This is a genomic window from Candidatus Saccharimonas sp., assembly GCA_015256915.3.
Classification (GTDB): Bacteria; Patescibacteriota; Saccharimonadia; order Saccharimonadales; family Saccharimonadaceae; genus Nanogingivalis.
Window position 1 is genome coordinate 129,063 of the sequence record CP076101.2, and the last position, 15,412, is coordinate 144,474.

The window sequence follows — 15,412 nt, forward strand, 5'->3', positions numbered from 1 at the left end:
ATCGAAAATTTTGTAAAATAGAAATAAGAAAAGGCGAGTATATGGTAGATTTAGATATTTTTATTACATCACGAGTAAAGCGAAAAATTGTTGTGTTTTTTGTGACGTATCCTGTAATTAAAATGCATTCTCGTGGTCTTGCGAAACTTTTAAAAGAAGACCCGGGGAATATTCAGCGTGAGCTCGCTAAGCTTGAAAAAGTTGGTTTTTTGTATAGAGAAAAGAAAAAGAACACATATACTTATTTTGCAAATACGAATTTTTTATTTTTTTCTGAGCTTCAATCAATTGTAATAAAAGTTCGCGAGCAAAATAGTGTTTCGCGTTCTAGAAACTATATTGAAAAATCTGTAAAAAGGTAGGTTTTTTAAAAAAGTGGTGGAGCGAATTTTTGAACAAATTTTAGAGAATCGTGGAATTTCGAAAGAGAATCGTGAGGCTTTTCTGAACCCAGATTATGATAATCAGCACGATCCTTTTTTATTGCCCGATATGGAAAAAGCAGTCGAGCGATTGCTTGTTGCTCATAAAAATCAAGAAAAAGTCACTGTTTATGGCGACTATGATGTTGACGGTGTGTCAGCTTCAACTGTGATTTTAACTGCTTTCGAAAGTTTTGGCTTTAAGAATGTAGATTATTTTTTGCCAGATCGTTTTAAAGATGGCTATGGAATGAACGAACGTGGCGTTAAAATTTTAGCAGAACGCGGAACAAATCTAATTTTAACAGTTGACTGTGGAAGTTTAAACCATACTGAAATTGATTTTGCAAAAGGCTTTGGAATTGATACAATTGTGACCGATCATCATAATATTGCCGAAGTTCAGCCGAATGCAGTGGCGGTTGTAAATCCTCGCCGAAAAGAAAATAAATATCCGCAGGCTGAGAAATTTGCAGGTGTTGGTGTGGCTTTTAAATTGGTTCAAGCCTTGCAAACCAAACTTAATGGTTTGCCTCTTGGCCAAGAAAAATGGTTTCTTGATATGGTGGCGCTTGGCACGGTTTGTGATATTATGGAGCAAACTATCGAAAATCGCCAAAATATTTTTTGGGGGCTAAAAGTCCTTTCGAAAACTCGCCGAGCTGGTTTGAAGTCGATGCTTGCATTAGCCGGCGTAAAAGAGCCAAAAAGTTCAACGCTTGGTTTTATTATTGGCCCGCGAATCAATTCAGCTGGCCGGCTCGAAACGGCTGAAAAGGCTCTGGATTTAATGCTTGAAAACGACGCTTTCGTGGCTTTCGAAAAAGCTAAAAATCTTGATGATTTGAATAAAAAACGCCGTAAAATTCAACACGAAGCGCTCGAAATTGCAATTCAAAAAGCTAAGGATTTCGAAAATGATAAAGTTTTAGTTTTAGCGGATGAAAGTTTTAATGACGGGATTATTGGAATTGTGGCGAGTGGTTTGCTTGAACGCTTTAAAAAACCAGTTTTTGTAATTTCAATTGAGGGTGAAATTGCAAAAGGTTCGGCGCGAAGTTTTGGCGGATTTTCGGCAAGTCAAGCCGTTGATAAAGCGCGCAAAATCATTATTAAGGGCGGTGGTCATGATGCCGCAGCCGGTGTGACTCTGCCGACCTCGAAAATTAATGAATTTCGAAAAATCGTTAATAAATTTTATGATTCGCTTAATCTCAAAAATCAGCTTGAATATCTTTTGCCGAAAGTGGATATTCAACTTGAAGACTTTTCACCAATTTCGTTAGATCTTTTCGAAAAGATTACAGCACTTGAGCCTTTTGGAAAGGGAAATGAAGAACCAACTTTCGAAATTAAAAAGGTGCGAGTTGTAGCTCGGCAAGAAATGGGCGATAAAAAACAGCATTTAAAGCTAACTTTAACAGATGGTGAGAATGAAATTAAAATGTTAAAATTTAATGCGCCAGAAGAATTTTTTGCTGAAATTGGTGAAGAAATTGACGTGGTTTTTTCGCTTGGCCTGAACGAATGGCAAGGGCAAAAAAATGTTGAAGGGCAGATTTTACATTTAGAGAGAAAGCGTGTATAATCGTCCTATGAATAAAATCCATGTGAATATGATGAGCTCTGCAGATAAGGTTGCTGGCCAAGGTGTTGGCGGCGCTTATGCTGAGCTAATGAATCTTCTTGAGAATCGAGCAAAGAGCGAGTTAAAAATTACCAAAACACTTCGTGCGAAAAATCCAGATATTACGCATTTTCACACTATTGATCCACATTTCTATCTAGCTGCACAGTTTAAAAAATATACTGGCCGCAGAATTGGCTACGTTCACTTAATTCCCGACACTCTTGATGGTAGCTTAGATATGCCAGCAATTGCTGAAAAAATTGTAAAAAAATATCTGATTAAATTTTATGATAAAATGGATCATTTAGTGGTTGTGAATCCAGATTTTAAAGAGGAATTAGTTAAAATTGGTATCGACCGAGAAAAAATAACTTATATTCCGAATTTCGTTGCAAAAGATAAATGGTCGCCTTTAAGTAAAGAAAAACGAGAGGAGTTTCGAAAAATACAAGGCTGGAAAAAAAATGATATTGTGGTTTTTGGAGTTGGTCAAGTTCAACAGCGTAAAGGCATTGATGATTTTGTAAAATTAGCAGAAAATAATCCCAATGTTAAATTTGTTTGGGCTGGCGGTTTTTCGTTTGGAAAAATTACCAGCGGCTATGAGCGATACAAAAAAATAGTTGAAAATCCACCAAAAAATTTGAAATTTTTAGGAATTGTTCCACGCGAAGAAATTCGAAAGTTTTATGCAAGTTGTGATTTGTTTCTTCTACCAAGTTATGCGGAGCTTTTCCCAATGTCTATTTTAGAAGCGGCTAGTTGCGGTGCGCCAATAATGTTGCGAGATTTAGATTTATATAAAAATATTCTTGAAGGAAAATATTTGGCAGGTAAAGATTTCGAAGAGATGAATGAAGTAATTAAAGATATTTCGAAAAATCCAGAAAAATTAAAAGAATTTAAAGCGAAGTCGAAAGAAATTTCAGAGTATTATTCAGAAGACAGGCTGTTAAAAATTTGGATTGATTTTTATAAAGAACAGGCAAAATTAAAGTGAAAAAATCTTGAATATAATTTGGAGTTGGGGTATAATTTAGGCATAATCTTAAAAAAGAAAGGAAAATATGGACGAAGGTTCAAAGGGTTTAAATAATAACATTAACATTAATATTAATCAGCCAGCTCTCGTGGCTAATACTAAAACTCTTAATGGAATTGCCTATTTCTTAGTGACTTGGTTTGTTGGTTTATTTGGCGTTCACCGATTCATGCGTGGTCAAGCTGGAATGGGGGTCTTGTATATTTTAACTTTTGGCTTATTTGGAATTGGCTGGATGATCGACTGGATTTTATCTATTGTGTATCTTTTCGAAATGGATCAAAATAACGAAATCCATTTTGTTAATGGAAAGTATGCAAAAGTTCAAAAATAGTTTTGAAAATTATAAAATCGTTCAAAATCGGGCGATTTTATTTTTTTCTTGCTTTTTTAAAAAAACTTTGGTAAAATAGTAATCAGTATGAGTATTAGTGTAACAAGGAAAGACCAGAAAGAAGCTAACGAAAATATTATTCGTCGCTTTAATCGAAAAGTTTTACAAAGTGGAGTTTTGAGCGAAGCTAAAGCATCGATGCGATTTTCAAAGCCTCTAAGTAAGGTTGAACGACGCAAAAAAGCAATCGTTCGAAATCAACGCCGTGCTGAAAAAGCACAAAAAATGCGACTTGGTATTCGCTAAAAAAACATAAATTCCAGTCGAAAGGCTGGATTTATTTTTAAAGGAGGAAAATGTTAAAAGAACAAATTAGTGCTGATTTAAAAACTGCAATGCTTGCCCGAAATGCTTTCGAAACTACAGTTTTGCGAGGCTTGAAGGCTTCGATTTTGGACGAAGAAGTAAAGCTTGGTAAGCGTGAAGAAGGCTTAAATGATACTGAAATTGAAACTTTGGTTGCACGAGAAGTAAAAAAGCGCAAAGAAGCAGCAAGTTTATTAGATGAAGAGCGTGCTGAAAATGAATTAAAAGAAGCTGAAATTCTTTCAAAATATTTGCCGGAAATGGCGAGTGAGGAAGAAATTCGTGCAGCCGTGAAAGACGAAATTTCAATAATGGGTGAAGTTTCGATTAAACAAATGGGCGCAATTATCAGTAAAATGAAAGCAAAATTTGGTAATTCTGCTGATGGTGCGGTTCTGGCAAAAATCGTAAAAGAGGAACTTTCGTAAGTAGTAAGTAATTATTGTGATCACAACGTGGTTTCATTTTATAATAGTGTTATAAAATATAGGTTTAACTTCTTAAAATACCAGCTCTATAACAAAATAATTGAAATATTACTTAATTTAGCTAAGATTTCTAACTTTTAAATTTTTATGCTATAATGTAAAAGTATATAATTTTAAAAACAAAAGGAATTTAATGATTGTATTTTTTGGTCCAGCAGGCGCTGGTAAAAGTGTTCAAGGTAATCTGTTGGCAGCACGAAACGATTGGCGCTGGCTTGGCGCTGGTCAGCTTTTGCGTGATAGTAAAGATCCCGAACTTCTTGCGCGAATGAGTACGGGAAAGCTAGTCGACCCAGAAATTGTTAATCGCGTTATGGGTGAGGCTCTTGATCGTGCAAACAGTAAAAATGTGAAACAGGTTATTCTTGATGGTTACCCACGCCAGCTTGCTCAGGCTAAATGGCTAATTGAAAATAAGCAAAATCATGGCCGAAATGTTGATTTGGTAATTGTTCTAGAGGTGCCACGAAGTGAATTGATGCGTCGGCTTGAAATTCGTGGTCGACTTGATGACACACCAGAAGTTATTGATGAACGACTTCGAATTTATCGCCAAGAAATGTACCCAGTTTTAAATTATTTTAATGAAAATGGTGTGAGAATTGCTCATATTGATGGAACCGGTACGGTTGGTCAAGTTCATGATCGTATTATGGAGGAAATTGAATCGTGCGGAATTTAATTACTGGTAATAAAACTGAAGCGCAGATTCAGGCGATGCGTGAGGGCGGAAAAATCCTCGCGCGAATTTTGCGTGAGCTTACGGAATTTTCAAAAGTTGGCACGACTGGCCTTGAAGTTGATGCTTTTGCGCGCAAGAAAATTAAAGAATATGGAGCAAAATCTGCTTATCTCACGCCAGAGGTAAATTTTCCTGGTGTAGTTTGTATTTCAGTGAATGATTGTGTTGTCCACGGCGCGCCAAATGATATCCCTTTCGAAAAAGGTGATGTGGTAAAATTTGACATGGTAATTGAGTTTAAAGGAATGATGACTGATTCTGCCACAACAACCGTGATTGGTGAAGAGCCAAAAGGAGCAGTTAAGCATCTCTTGAACGATACTAAAAAAGCGCTTTCAGCTGGAATTGCTGTTGTTAAGCCTGGCGTGAAAACTGGCGATATTGGTGCGGCAGTTGAAAAATCGCTAAAAAAATCAAAACTTGGTAATGTTCGGGAATTGGTTGGTCATGGTGTTGGCTTAAAAATGCATATGGCACCAGAAGTTCCAAATTATGGTAAAGCTGGTATGGGTGTAGCTTTTCAAGAGGGTGACACTTTTTGTATCGAGCCAATGACTTCACTGGGTAAGGGTGATGTAATTTTCAATGGAACAGATAGTAAATGGGATGTTTTAATGAGAGATGGTTCACTTTCGGCACATTTTGAGCACACCATTTTAGTCACAAAAGATGGAGCAGAAATTCTTACGCTAGAATAAAATTTCGAAAAATGGGAGGGAAAGGCAAATTTTCGAAAGAGAAAAAAGCTTGCAAACAAATGCATGCTCATTTTGGAATGGTACATGATCATAAAAAATCGAGTAATCTTCCATTAGCGATTGGTTTAAATTTGGGTTTTTCGATTGCGGAGTTTTTCTTTGGCACACTTTTTAGTTCGGCGGCGATTTCGGCTGATGCTGTTCACGATTTAGGTGATGCAATTTTGCTTACGATTACATTGATTTTAAATAAACTAAGCAAGAAAAAACCAACTTCCGCAATGAGCTATGGTTATAAACGTTTTGCAGCGCTTGGGGCTCTTTTAAATACTGGTGTGATTTTATGGCTTTCATACACAATGGTGATTTCTGTATATTATGAATTTACTTTTCCGCATGCTCACCCATATGTAAATGTTCCAGGGTTAATGATTGTTTCAATTGTGGGGATTTTAGTAAATTTATTCGCTGCAGCACGCTTATATGGTTCGAAAAATATTCTTGACCGAACAGTTTCGCTCCACTTAATTGAAGATCTGCTTGGTTGGATTTTAACATTTATTACCTCTGTTTTAATTTCATTTTCAGGACTTCATATACTCGATCGCGTGGCGAGTTTATGTATTTTATTATTTATTTCTTGGGGGGCAATTTCGAATGCTTGGGGAGTTTTAAAAATCTTAACTCAACGTGCACCAAGTATAAAAAATTTGAACAAAATTAAAAAGCAAATTTTAGCGATTGAAGGTGTTTTGAAAATTGAAAATATTCATTTTTGGAGCCTTGACGGAGCGGAACATATTTTTACGGCAAGAATTTTTGTGAGCGATATTTCAAGAGCTACTGAGATTCGCAAAAAAATCTCCCATTTTTTACCAGATTTTCAAATTGTAGATTCAACAATTGAGTTTTTAGAAAAATAATCAAAAAAGTGCTTGCAATTTTGAAAAGGCTCGTGTATAATTATTAATGTACTTGGTTGTGCCACCTTAGCTCAGCTGGTTAGAGCAGCTGTTTTGTAAACAGCAGGCCTTCGGTTCGAATCCGAAAGGTGGCTCCAAGTATTTTTTAATACAAGAGTTGAATGCTGGGATAGTGAAGCGGTCAAACACAACAGACTGTAAATCTGTCGGCAGATGCCTTCGAAAGTTCGAATCTTTCTCCCAGCACCAGAAATTATTTTTAAAAAAACACCCACCTACTGCGAGGGTGTTTTTTTATTTTTTATATTCTACCTTGAAATAAAAATATAAATTTTGTTGGTTTTATTATTTTTACTCTTGCTAAAAATTAGCATTAACGGTATAATATAACTATGAATGAGAATTCTCGATATGTGGTAGGAATAGATATTGGAACAAGCAAGGTTCGTGTGCTTATTGCGAACTTTGATAGAGATGGCTCGCCAAATATTTTGGGGCTTGGATCGGCTGAAAATTCTGGACTTAAAAAAGGTGTTGTTACGCATCCAGAAAATGTTTATCGTGCGATTGATAAAGCTCTTGCTGAAGCTGAACGCATGAGTGGCTATAAAACGGAAATAGCAGCCGTGAGTGTTAATGGCACGCAAATTTTGAGTACAAAAGTAGACGGAATGGTTGCAGTGAACTCAGAAAAAGGCTTGGTTAGTGATGAAGATATTTACCGAGTTGAAGATGTTGCATTGATTGGCAAAATCCCAGAAAATCGAGAAATCTTGAAGTTTATACCTTATTATTATAATGTTGATAATCAAGAAGGGATTGCTGATCCTTTCGAAATGGTTGGAACGCGACTTGAGGTTTATGGAAACGCAATTTTTGCACCAAGAATACAAGTTGAAAATGTTGAAAATATTTTGGAGCGGCTTGATATTTCTTCGAATTTATACATTCCAAGTGCGGTAGCTTCAGCTCGGGCTGTACTAACTGAAAACCAAAAAGAAAATGGCGTTGTTGTTATTGATTTGGGGGCTTCAACGACTGGTATTGTGATTTTCGAAGATGGCAATCTGCAATTCATTGAAAATATTCCGCTCGGAGGGATAAATATTACTAACGATCTTGCGATTGGGCTAAAAGTTTCTCCAGAAGTTGCTGAAGAAATTAAAATTAAGCACGGTTTTGCTTTCGAAAGAGAAGATAATAGCGATATTGTTGTGAAACATGGTCGCGAGCATTACAGCTTTAATACGCAAGAAATTGATGAAATTATTGAGGCAAGGGTTGAAGAAATTTTTGAGGAAGTTCGAAAGGTTCTTCGAAAGTCTGGCTTTGAAAATCAATTACCAGGCGGTATTGTACTAACTGGAGGTGGAGCAGCTCTTAAAGGAATTGACACATTTGCGAAAAAATACCTTCAGCTTGCAGTACAGATTAGTAAAAATGGAATTGATAATACGGTTTCTGAAAAGGTTAAAACACTCGAATATTCTGCTGCAGTCGGTTTGTTAATCGAAATGCGCGATAATACTTCGAGATATAATAGTTATAGAGATGAAGAGCCAGCGAAAATCGGATTTTTTGCAAAATTATTTAAGAAAAAACAATAAAGTGATATAATGGGAGTAGATTAAGGAGAAGAAATGCCAGAAATTATACCAAATGAAGTTCAAACTTTTGCTAAAATTAAAGTTGTAGGTATCGGTGGTGCCGGTGGAAGCGCCGTTAATCGAATGAAAGATGTTGGTTTGAGTAACATCGAGTTTATTGCGATGAATACTGATGCACAAGCTTTATATAAATCAAAGGCTGACAAGAAAATCCACCTCGGTCGTGAAACTACAAATGGTTTAGGCGCTGGTGCTGATCCTATTGTCGGTGAGAGTGCCGCTCTTGAATCTCGAGAAGAAATTCGCGAGGCTCTTGATGGGGCCGATATGGTATTTATCGCCATTGGTGCTGGTGGTGGAACTGGTTCTGGAGCTGGTCACGTTGTGGCTGAAATTGCTCGTGAAATGGGAATTTTAGTTATTGGCGTTGCAACACGTCCATTTACTTTCGAGGGTGCAAAACGCAAAACTAATGCTGATTGGGCAATTGAAAAGCTTGCCGCTGCGGTTGATACTCTAATAACAATCCCAAATGATCGTCTTCTTCAAACTGTTGATAGGAATTTGCCGCTTCTTGAAACTTTTAAAATTGCTGACGATGTTCTTCGGCAAGGTGTTCAGGGCGTTTCCGAACTTATTACCGAGCATGGCTTAATCAACCTTGACTTCGCAGATGTTAAATCAATTATGAGCAATGCCGGTTCTGCTTTAATGGGAATTGGCCGTGCCAGTGGCGATAATCGTGCTCAAAAAGCTGCCGAACAGGCTATCGAAAGCCCAATGATTGAGGTTTCTATTGATGGCGCACGTGGTGTTCTATTTAATGTTGCTGGTGGCTATGATATGAGTATGAGCGAGATTCAGGAGGCGGCTGAAATTATTACTGGTGCCGTTGCTCCGGATGCGAATATTATTTTTGGTGCAACACTTAAACCTGAGCTTGAAGATGAATTGATTATCACAGTTGTTGCAACTGGTTTTGATCGTGATTACAATGAGCCTGTAATAAATTCGCTCGAAAGTGCTGTTTCGAAAACTTTTAATCTTGAAGATGAACATACTGAAGCGCAAGAAATCAACCATACAATTTCGAACGCAATTGATATGGAATTAAATAATGAAGAAAAAACTTCAGCCGAAGATTTTGCTAGTGATATCGAAACTAAAAATATTTGGGCTCAAGACGAAGAAGAAAAGGACGAAAGCGATATTCCTGCATTTTTGCGACGCCGAAAACGTAATAAAAAGGAAGATTAATGGAATTTAATCTTGACGAAACAAAAGTTTTGGAAAGTAGAATGTCAGTTGACGGTCAATCTGTGCGCCGCCGCCGAGTTGCGCCAGACGGTACTCGTTTTACCACCTATGAGCGGATCGAAAAACCACGAATTGTTGTGATGAAGTCGCACGGTGGTCGCGAGGATTTTAGCCGTGAAAAGCTTAAAAGTTCAATTATTCGTTCAATTGGTAAGTTCATTTCTGACCTTCAAGTTGAAGAAATTATTAATCGTGTCGAGAATGAACTTCTTCAAAAATCAAGTAAAGTTTCTTCGCACCAGATTGGCGAGACGGTTCTTTCGGTATTGTTTGAGATGAACAAGGTTGCGTATATTCGTTTTGCGAGTGTTTTTAATGGCTTTGAAACGGTTGAAGATTTCGAAGACATTTTAGTAAAAGTTAGAGGTGAAAATGAGAATTGTAGTAGTTTATAAAGATGCTAGCGATCATGGCCGTGAAGTTCGAGAATATGTTGACGATTTCGAAAAGCAAACTGGGCTCGAAATTGAGCAAAAGAACCCAGATGATGGTAGAAATCAATTCTTCTTGCGAGCTTATGATATAGTTGAATATCCAACAATCTTAGCAATTGCTGATGATGGCCGACTTTTGCAGATGTGGCACGGGCAACCTTTGCCATTAATTGATGAAGTCGCATACTATGCACGCTAAGCTAAAAAAATAGCGTGTTTTTTTGTATTGATAATAATTTTATTTGGATATATACTCTATTTTAGCATTATATATTATTAAAAATAATTATATCAATATTCTAAATTGTTAAGGAACTATAACATTTATTGAAATAAGCTTATTCTTGATATATAATTAAAATATGGATAGAAAAACAATAGAGCCACTAAATAGTAATATTGAAATTGAAGAAAATAAAAGTTTTGCTTCAAGAGAAATTCAACAAAAAGCTTCAGATGTATATCAAGAAAACACTCAAAAAGAAGCTTTAGCGATCGAGACAAGAAATCTTTTAAGACAACGGCTTAAGCACGATATACGCCAAGAAGTTGCTAAAATGCGAAAACACGTTTTGTGGCTATCTTTCTTTTTTATGCTTATGTTTTTTATATCTAATTCACAAAAAAACAGCTCTTCTTTTGCTTGGCTTTTCTTCGTTGCTCTACAAGTTCCCTATTATTATTTCAGAAAATCACGCATAATTAAATCTTATACTGATGATTCAGAAATATAAAAATTTAATGGAGTTGTTTATGCAAGAAAAAAATGAATTTACCGAAAAGGACTATTTAGAAGCTCAATACAAAATTCAACGAAGTATTCAAGCTAATGTTAATGTTATAACTTTTATTGTTGCCACTCAATTTTTATTAAATATTATAGGAGCTGCTATTACTTATTTTTATTTATCTTCTCTCCCATCTCTTATTACTCAAAATTTAAAATAGTGTAAATATTACACTATTTTTATTATATCCATCTGTAATTATGTCATATTCTAAATTATTAAGGGGATATGGCAACTAATTAAGCTTTAAAGATGAGATACTTGGATGGTTTACAGGTGGCAATTACAATCTAATGAGCGATATGGAGCTTAATGTATTCAAACCAGCGAGGAAGTAACTTGCGTACAACTAATGATAGACTAGATATTTATTTAGCAAACTAAGGTACTAAAAAGTTGCAGATGAAATGTTGGAAATTTCTAAAAGTGGTAAATAATAGTGTCGTGTCGGCTTTACTTAGCTGTCCGAAGGATAGTAATAAATAAAACGCTTAAAAGCTTGAAAATATCTTTAAATTTTGATAAAATAAAATCATAAAAGCATTTTATTTTGATAAATGAGTGGCTATCAACCGCGAAGCTCCCAGAAGAAAGGTTTTGAAAACTGATTAGAACTGGGCGGGAAGGCTCCGTAAAAGCTAAAATTAAGGGCTAAAAGAATCACTTCTTTTGGAATCGAGATGGTATCGCCGAGCTTGCTGGGTTCTCGAATTCGAAAGAAGTGATTTTTAATTTAGGAGAGGGTAGGAATTATGCTTTATAGGTTGAATGATAAAAAATTAACAGCTATCAAACAGGAGAATGTTTCTCAAAAATATCTTGAGAAGGACATTCAAAAAATGACTGAAGATAACCTTGAAGAAGTTTTTGGTCTAAGATTTATAGAAACAGAATTTGCTGTTGATAGCCTACGGATAGATACTTTGGCATTTGATAATGAGAGTAATAGCTTTGTGATCATTGAATATAAAAAGATCAAAAGTGATTCTGTTGCGGATCAGGGTTTGGCTTATTTATCATTAATGCTGAAAAATAAAGAAGCTTTTATTTTAAAATTTATTGAGAAAAATGGAGGAGGAATACCAGAAATTGATTGGTCTCAATCTCGTGTAATTCTTATCTCTCCGAAATTTACTGAATATCAGCTTAGGGCAAGCGAATATACTACCGAAAATTTCCCGGTCGAGTTATATGAGTTTAGAAAATATGGTGATATAGTAGAATACTTGCAAAAGGGTATGAAAAAGGGAAGAGATCAAAAAAGTCGAGTAAGTATAACGAATAATAGTAAAGATGAAAAAGCCGTACTTAAGGAAATTATTCACTATAGTGAAGATGAGTTGGTGTCAAAAGGTTCAGATTTCATTCAGGAGTTTTATTGGGAATTAAAAGATTTTGCTGAGAATATTAGTCCAGAAATTAAATTTGAAGTTAAAAAATTATATTTAGTATTTAAAGTAAATAAGAAGAATATTTTTAGTATTATTATCCAAAGAAACTCTCTGTATTTAAATCTTAATATTAATTATTCTGATTTTGATTCAAAATTATATCCTAATGTTGAAGATGTTTCAAAAAAAGGACATTGGGCTACTGGCGATTTTCAGTTAAAAATAGATAATATTGATCAATTGGAGGCCGCAAAAGAAATGATGAGACTAAGTTATAAAGTGAATTCGTAGGAGGAAAAATGAAATTTCAAGCAAATTCAAGAAGACAAGCAAAAGAATATGAAGCTGATGTTTTGGCGCGATGGAAAGCAGAAAAAACTTTCGAGCAATCAGTTGAAAACCGTAGCGAAGACAACGCTTTCGTGTTTTATGACGGCCCTCCTTTTATCACTGGCGTGCCGCACCACGGAACACTTCTTAGTTCAATCGTAAAAGACGTCGTTCCGCGCTACCAAACGATGCTTGGCAAAAGAGTTGAACGCCGTTGGGGTTGGGATACGCACGGTTTGCCAGCCGAAAACTTTGTTGAAAAAAAGCTCGGTATCACTTCTCGGCACGAAGTTGGTGAAAAAATTTCGCTCGCCGAATATATCACAACTGCGCGTGAAAGTATGGTCTCAAATGCGGCGCTTTGGGAGAATACGATTGATCGCATTGGTCGTTGGGTTGAATTTAAAAATGCCTACAAAACGATGGACAAAGATTTCATGGAAAGTGTTTGGTGGGCGTTTAAAACTCTTTACGAAAAAGGTAAAATTTATGAAGGTGAACGTGTTTTGATGTATGATACGGCGTGGGCAACTCCACTTTCGAAAAGTGAAGTCACAATGGATAACGACGCCTATAAAACCGTAACCGACCCAAGCGTTTTTGTGAAGTTTTGGTTGAAAGATTTTGAAGATACAGAAGGCTCAAAAGATAAAACTGCAATGCTCGCTTGGACAACAACTCCTTGGACTTTACCGGCAAATATGGGACTATTTGTTAATCCTGAAATTACCTACGCGAAAGTAAAAGTTGGCGATGAATTCTTCATTTTGGCAAAAGATTTGCTCGAAAAAGTTTTTATTGATGAGAAAAAGCAGCCGATTCATTTTGAAATTGTTAATTTAATTGATGGTTCAGAATTGGTTGGTTTGAGCTACGAACCACTTTTCGAAGATTCGAAATATTCGGGCGAAGGTGAAGAGAACGCTTATAAAGTTTGGGGTGCAGATTATGTTTCTCTTGAAAGCGGAACGGGAATTGTTCACTCCGCACCAGCTTATGGTGAAGAAGACTTCAACTTTGGTAAAAAATATGGAATTCCAGTTTTTCACGTTCTTGATGAATATGGAAAATACCTTCACGGCGAATTTGCGGGCGAAGATGTTTGGGAATTTAATAAGCTACTTGCCAAAATTTTGAAAGAGCGTGGCGTTGTTTGGAGAATCGATTACATTCGTCACGAGTATCCACACAATCCGCGTACTGGCCATCGATTGATGTATCGCGCGCACCCGAGCTGGTTCTTTGATATTCAAGGACAAAAAGAATTAATGCTTGAGCAAAATGAAAACATCAACTGGTTCCCAGCGCACTTGAAGCACGGTCGTTTTGAAAAAAATCTTGAAGCTGCACCAGATTGGAATTTGTCGCGCGATCGTTTTTGGGCGACAGCAATGCCAGTTTGGAAGTCTGAAAGCGGTAAGATTCGTGTTATTGGATCTTATGCAGAACTTAAAGAATTGAGTGGCGTGGAGCTTGAAGATTATCACCGACCTTGGGTTGATGAAATTACTTTCGAAATTGATGGTGAAAAATACACTCGAATTGACAAAGTGCTTGACTGCTGGTTCGAAAGTGGCTCAATGCCATTTGCACAATTCCATTATCCTTTCGAAAATAAAGAGAAGTTCGAAAAGAATTTCCCAGGTGATTTTATTGTTGAATACATTGGCCAGGTTCGTGCGTGGTTCTATTATGTTCACGCTGTAAATACTGCTTTGTTTGGTAAGAATGCCTTCAAAAACGTTATTACAACTGGTGTTGTTGCTGGAAATGATGGCCGAAAAATGAGTAAATCTCTTGGAAACTACACCGATCCGAACGAACTAATGGATCAATATTCAGCTGATAGTTTGCGATTTTTGTTACTAACGAGTCCACTTTTGAATGGCGAAGATTTTGCGCTTCACGATAAGGATGTCTCAGATGTTGCGCGCAAGCTTTCAATGATTTGGAATATGTATGATTTCTTCACAATGTATGCGAGTGTTGATGGTTGGGAATTTAATGGCGAGCTTAAAGATCCTTCAAAAGATCTTAAAAACCCGCTTGATAAATGGATTGTGAGTCGTGTTCATGAGCTTCGAAACGAAATCACTGAAAATATGAATGTTTATAATATTCCACGTGCTCTTGAAGGCGTTTTGCCATTCCTCGATGACGCTTCGAACTGGTTTGTCCGCCGTTCGCGCCGTCGTTTCTGGAAGAGCGAAAATGGTACCGATAAACTTCAGGCCTATCAAACACTCCACTATGTTTTGAGCTATCTTGCGTTGATTCTTGCGCCATTTGTGCCTTTCTTAGCAGAAGAACTTTGGGGTAAAATGGTTGGTGATGGCTCAGTTCATTTGAAAGATTGGCCAGAGGCTGGCGAGATTGATGAGAGCTTACTTTCTGAAATGGCTGAAGTTCGCGGTTACGTGAATGAAGCTCTTGCGCTTCGAGCAAAAAATGGCGTAAAAATTCGCCAACCGTTAGCTAGCGTAAAAGTTCCGCAAAATGCAAAATCTTTTGATTTTACGCCAATTCTAATGGAAGAATTAAACGTTAAAAATGTTGAGTTTGGCGTTGAGGGTGTTGAATTTGACTTTGAGCTAACTCCTGAGCTTCATGCAGAAGGCTTAATGCGTGAGATTATTCGCCACATTCAGGCAGCACGCAAAAAAGCTGGCCTAAACGTTGATGATAGAATTGAGCTTAACTTTGTATCTGAAAATACTGAAGTTCTTGATTCGTTCAAAAAATTTGAACAAGAAATTTCGAAAGAAGTTTTGGCTACAAAGGCTGAAATTTCAGAAAATGAACTTGATTTTGTTCAGGTTGTAAAAGTTGAAGGTTCAGAAGTAAAAATTTCACTCAAAAAAGCTTAACCAAAATATTGACAATCAAAATAACTTATGCTA

At 36.5% G+C, this 15,412-nt stretch carries 17 protein-coding genes and 2 tRNA genes; all 19 read left to right on the forward strand.

Translation table 11 applies throughout. The features are described from left to right. Positions 1 to 41: 41 nt before the first annotated feature. The 19 genes from HXL38_000670 to ileS all read left to right on the forward strand — a co-directional run bounded on the left by HXL38_000670 (position 42) and on the right by ileS (position 15,379). The gene (locus HXL38_000670; GenBank protein QWB91078.1) at positions 42 to 362 is read left to right on the forward strand and encodes an ArsR family transcriptional regulator; all 321 of its coding nucleotides are present in this window, start codon (positions 42 to 44) and stop codon (positions 360 to 362) included. A gap of 25 nt (positions 363 to 387) precedes the next feature. Beyond that, on the forward strand, positions 388 to 2,010 hold the full coding sequence (gene recJ / locus HXL38_000675) for a single-stranded-DNA-specific exonuclease RecJ (GenBank protein QWB91268.1): 1,623 nt from the start codon (positions 388 to 390) through the stop codon (positions 2,008 to 2,010). Positions 2,011 to 2,017: 7 nt separating this feature from the next. Next, positions 2,018 to 3,052: a glycosyltransferase family 4 protein gene (locus tag HXL38_000680; protein ID QWB91079.1), complete on the forward strand. Its 1,035-nt coding sequence runs from the start codon at positions 2,018 to 2,020 to the stop codon at positions 3,050 to 3,052. Positions 3,053 to 3,119: 67 nt separating this feature from the next. Next, positions 3,120 to 3,428 carry a TM2 domain-containing protein gene (locus HXL38_000685; GenBank protein QWB91080.1) on the forward strand — a complete coding sequence of 103 codons (309 nt, stop codon included), beginning with the start codon at positions 3,120 to 3,122 and terminating at the stop codon, positions 3,426 to 3,428. 87 nt (positions 3,429 to 3,515) lie between these two features. After that, positions 3,516 to 3,734 (forward strand): 30S ribosomal protein S21, encoded by a 219-nt coding sequence (locus HXL38_000690; protein ID QWB91081.1) that lies wholly within the window; start codon positions 3,516 to 3,518, stop codon positions 3,732 to 3,734. A gap of 50 nt (positions 3,735 to 3,784) precedes the next feature. Further along, complete coding sequence (locus HXL38_000695) at positions 3,785 to 4,222, forward strand: GatB/YqeY domain-containing protein (protein ID QWB91082.1); 438 nt, start codon at positions 3,785 to 3,787, stop codon at positions 4,220 to 4,222. A gap of 193 nt (positions 4,223 to 4,415) precedes the next feature. After that, positions 4,416 to 4,964, forward strand: coding sequence for a nucleoside monophosphate kinase (locus HXL38_000700; GenBank protein QWB91083.1), 549 nt, complete (start codon positions 4,416 to 4,418; stop codon positions 4,962 to 4,964). After that, entirely contained in the window at positions 4,952 to 5,722 is a 771-nt protein-coding gene (gene map, locus HXL38_000705; GenBank protein QWB91084.1) for a type I methionyl aminopeptidase, read from the forward strand. The genes HXL38_000700 and map overlap by 13 nt, the downstream gene beginning before the upstream one ends. An 11-nt stretch (positions 5,723 to 5,733) precedes the next feature. Continuing rightward, positions 5,734 to 6,645, forward strand: coding sequence for a cation diffusion facilitator family transporter (locus HXL38_000710; protein QWB91085.1), 912 nt, complete (start codon positions 5,734 to 5,736; stop codon positions 6,643 to 6,645). A 60-nt stretch (positions 6,646 to 6,705) separates the two neighbouring features. Then, positions 6,706 to 6,782, forward strand: a tRNA-Thr gene (locus HXL38_000715). A gap of 26 nt (positions 6,783 to 6,808) precedes the next feature. After that, positions 6,809 to 6,894, forward strand: a tRNA-Tyr gene (locus tag HXL38_000720). A gap of 143 nt (positions 6,895 to 7,037) precedes the next feature. Beyond that, positions 7,038 to 8,252, forward strand: a complete 1,215-nt coding sequence (gene ftsA, locus HXL38_000725) for a cell division protein FtsA (protein ID QWB91086.1) — start codon at positions 7,038 to 7,040, stop codon at positions 8,250 to 8,252. A 33-nt stretch (positions 8,253 to 8,285) separates the two neighbouring features. Next, complete coding sequence (gene ftsZ / locus HXL38_000730; protein QWB91087.1) at positions 8,286 to 9,509, forward strand: cell division protein FtsZ; 1,224 nt, start codon at positions 8,286 to 8,288, stop codon at positions 9,507 to 9,509. Beyond that, positions 9,509 to 9,964, forward strand: a complete 456-nt coding sequence (locus HXL38_000735; GenBank protein QWB91088.1) for a transcriptional repressor NrdR — start codon at positions 9,509 to 9,511, stop codon at positions 9,962 to 9,964. Before ftsZ ends, HXL38_000735 begins: the two co-directional genes overlap by 1 nt. Then, positions 9,942 to 10,202 (forward strand): hypothetical protein, encoded by a 261-nt coding sequence (locus tag HXL38_000740; GenBank protein ID QWB91089.1) that lies wholly within the window; start codon positions 9,942 to 9,944, stop codon positions 10,200 to 10,202. Before HXL38_000735 ends, HXL38_000740 begins: the two co-directional genes overlap by 23 nt. 163 nt (positions 10,203 to 10,365) lie before the next feature. Further along, positions 10,366 to 10,737, forward strand: coding sequence for a hypothetical protein (locus tag HXL38_000745; protein QWB91090.1), 372 nt, complete (start codon positions 10,366 to 10,368; stop codon positions 10,735 to 10,737). A gap of 19 nt (positions 10,738 to 10,756) precedes the next feature. Beyond that, complete coding sequence (locus tag HXL38_000750; protein QWB91091.1) at positions 10,757 to 10,951, forward strand: hypothetical protein; 195 nt, start codon at positions 10,757 to 10,759, stop codon at positions 10,949 to 10,951. A 604-nt stretch (positions 10,952 to 11,555) separates the two neighbouring features. Then, positions 11,556 to 12,473: a hypothetical protein gene (locus HXL38_000755; GenBank protein ID QWB91092.1), complete on the forward strand. Its 918-nt coding sequence runs from the start codon at positions 11,556 to 11,558 to the stop codon at positions 12,471 to 12,473. 8 nt (positions 12,474 to 12,481) lie between these two features. After that, positions 12,482 to 15,379, forward strand: coding sequence for an isoleucine--tRNA ligase (gene ileS, locus HXL38_000760; protein ID QWB91093.2), 2,898 nt, complete (start codon positions 12,482 to 12,484; stop codon positions 15,377 to 15,379). Positions 15,380 to 15,412: the final 33 nt, after the last annotated feature.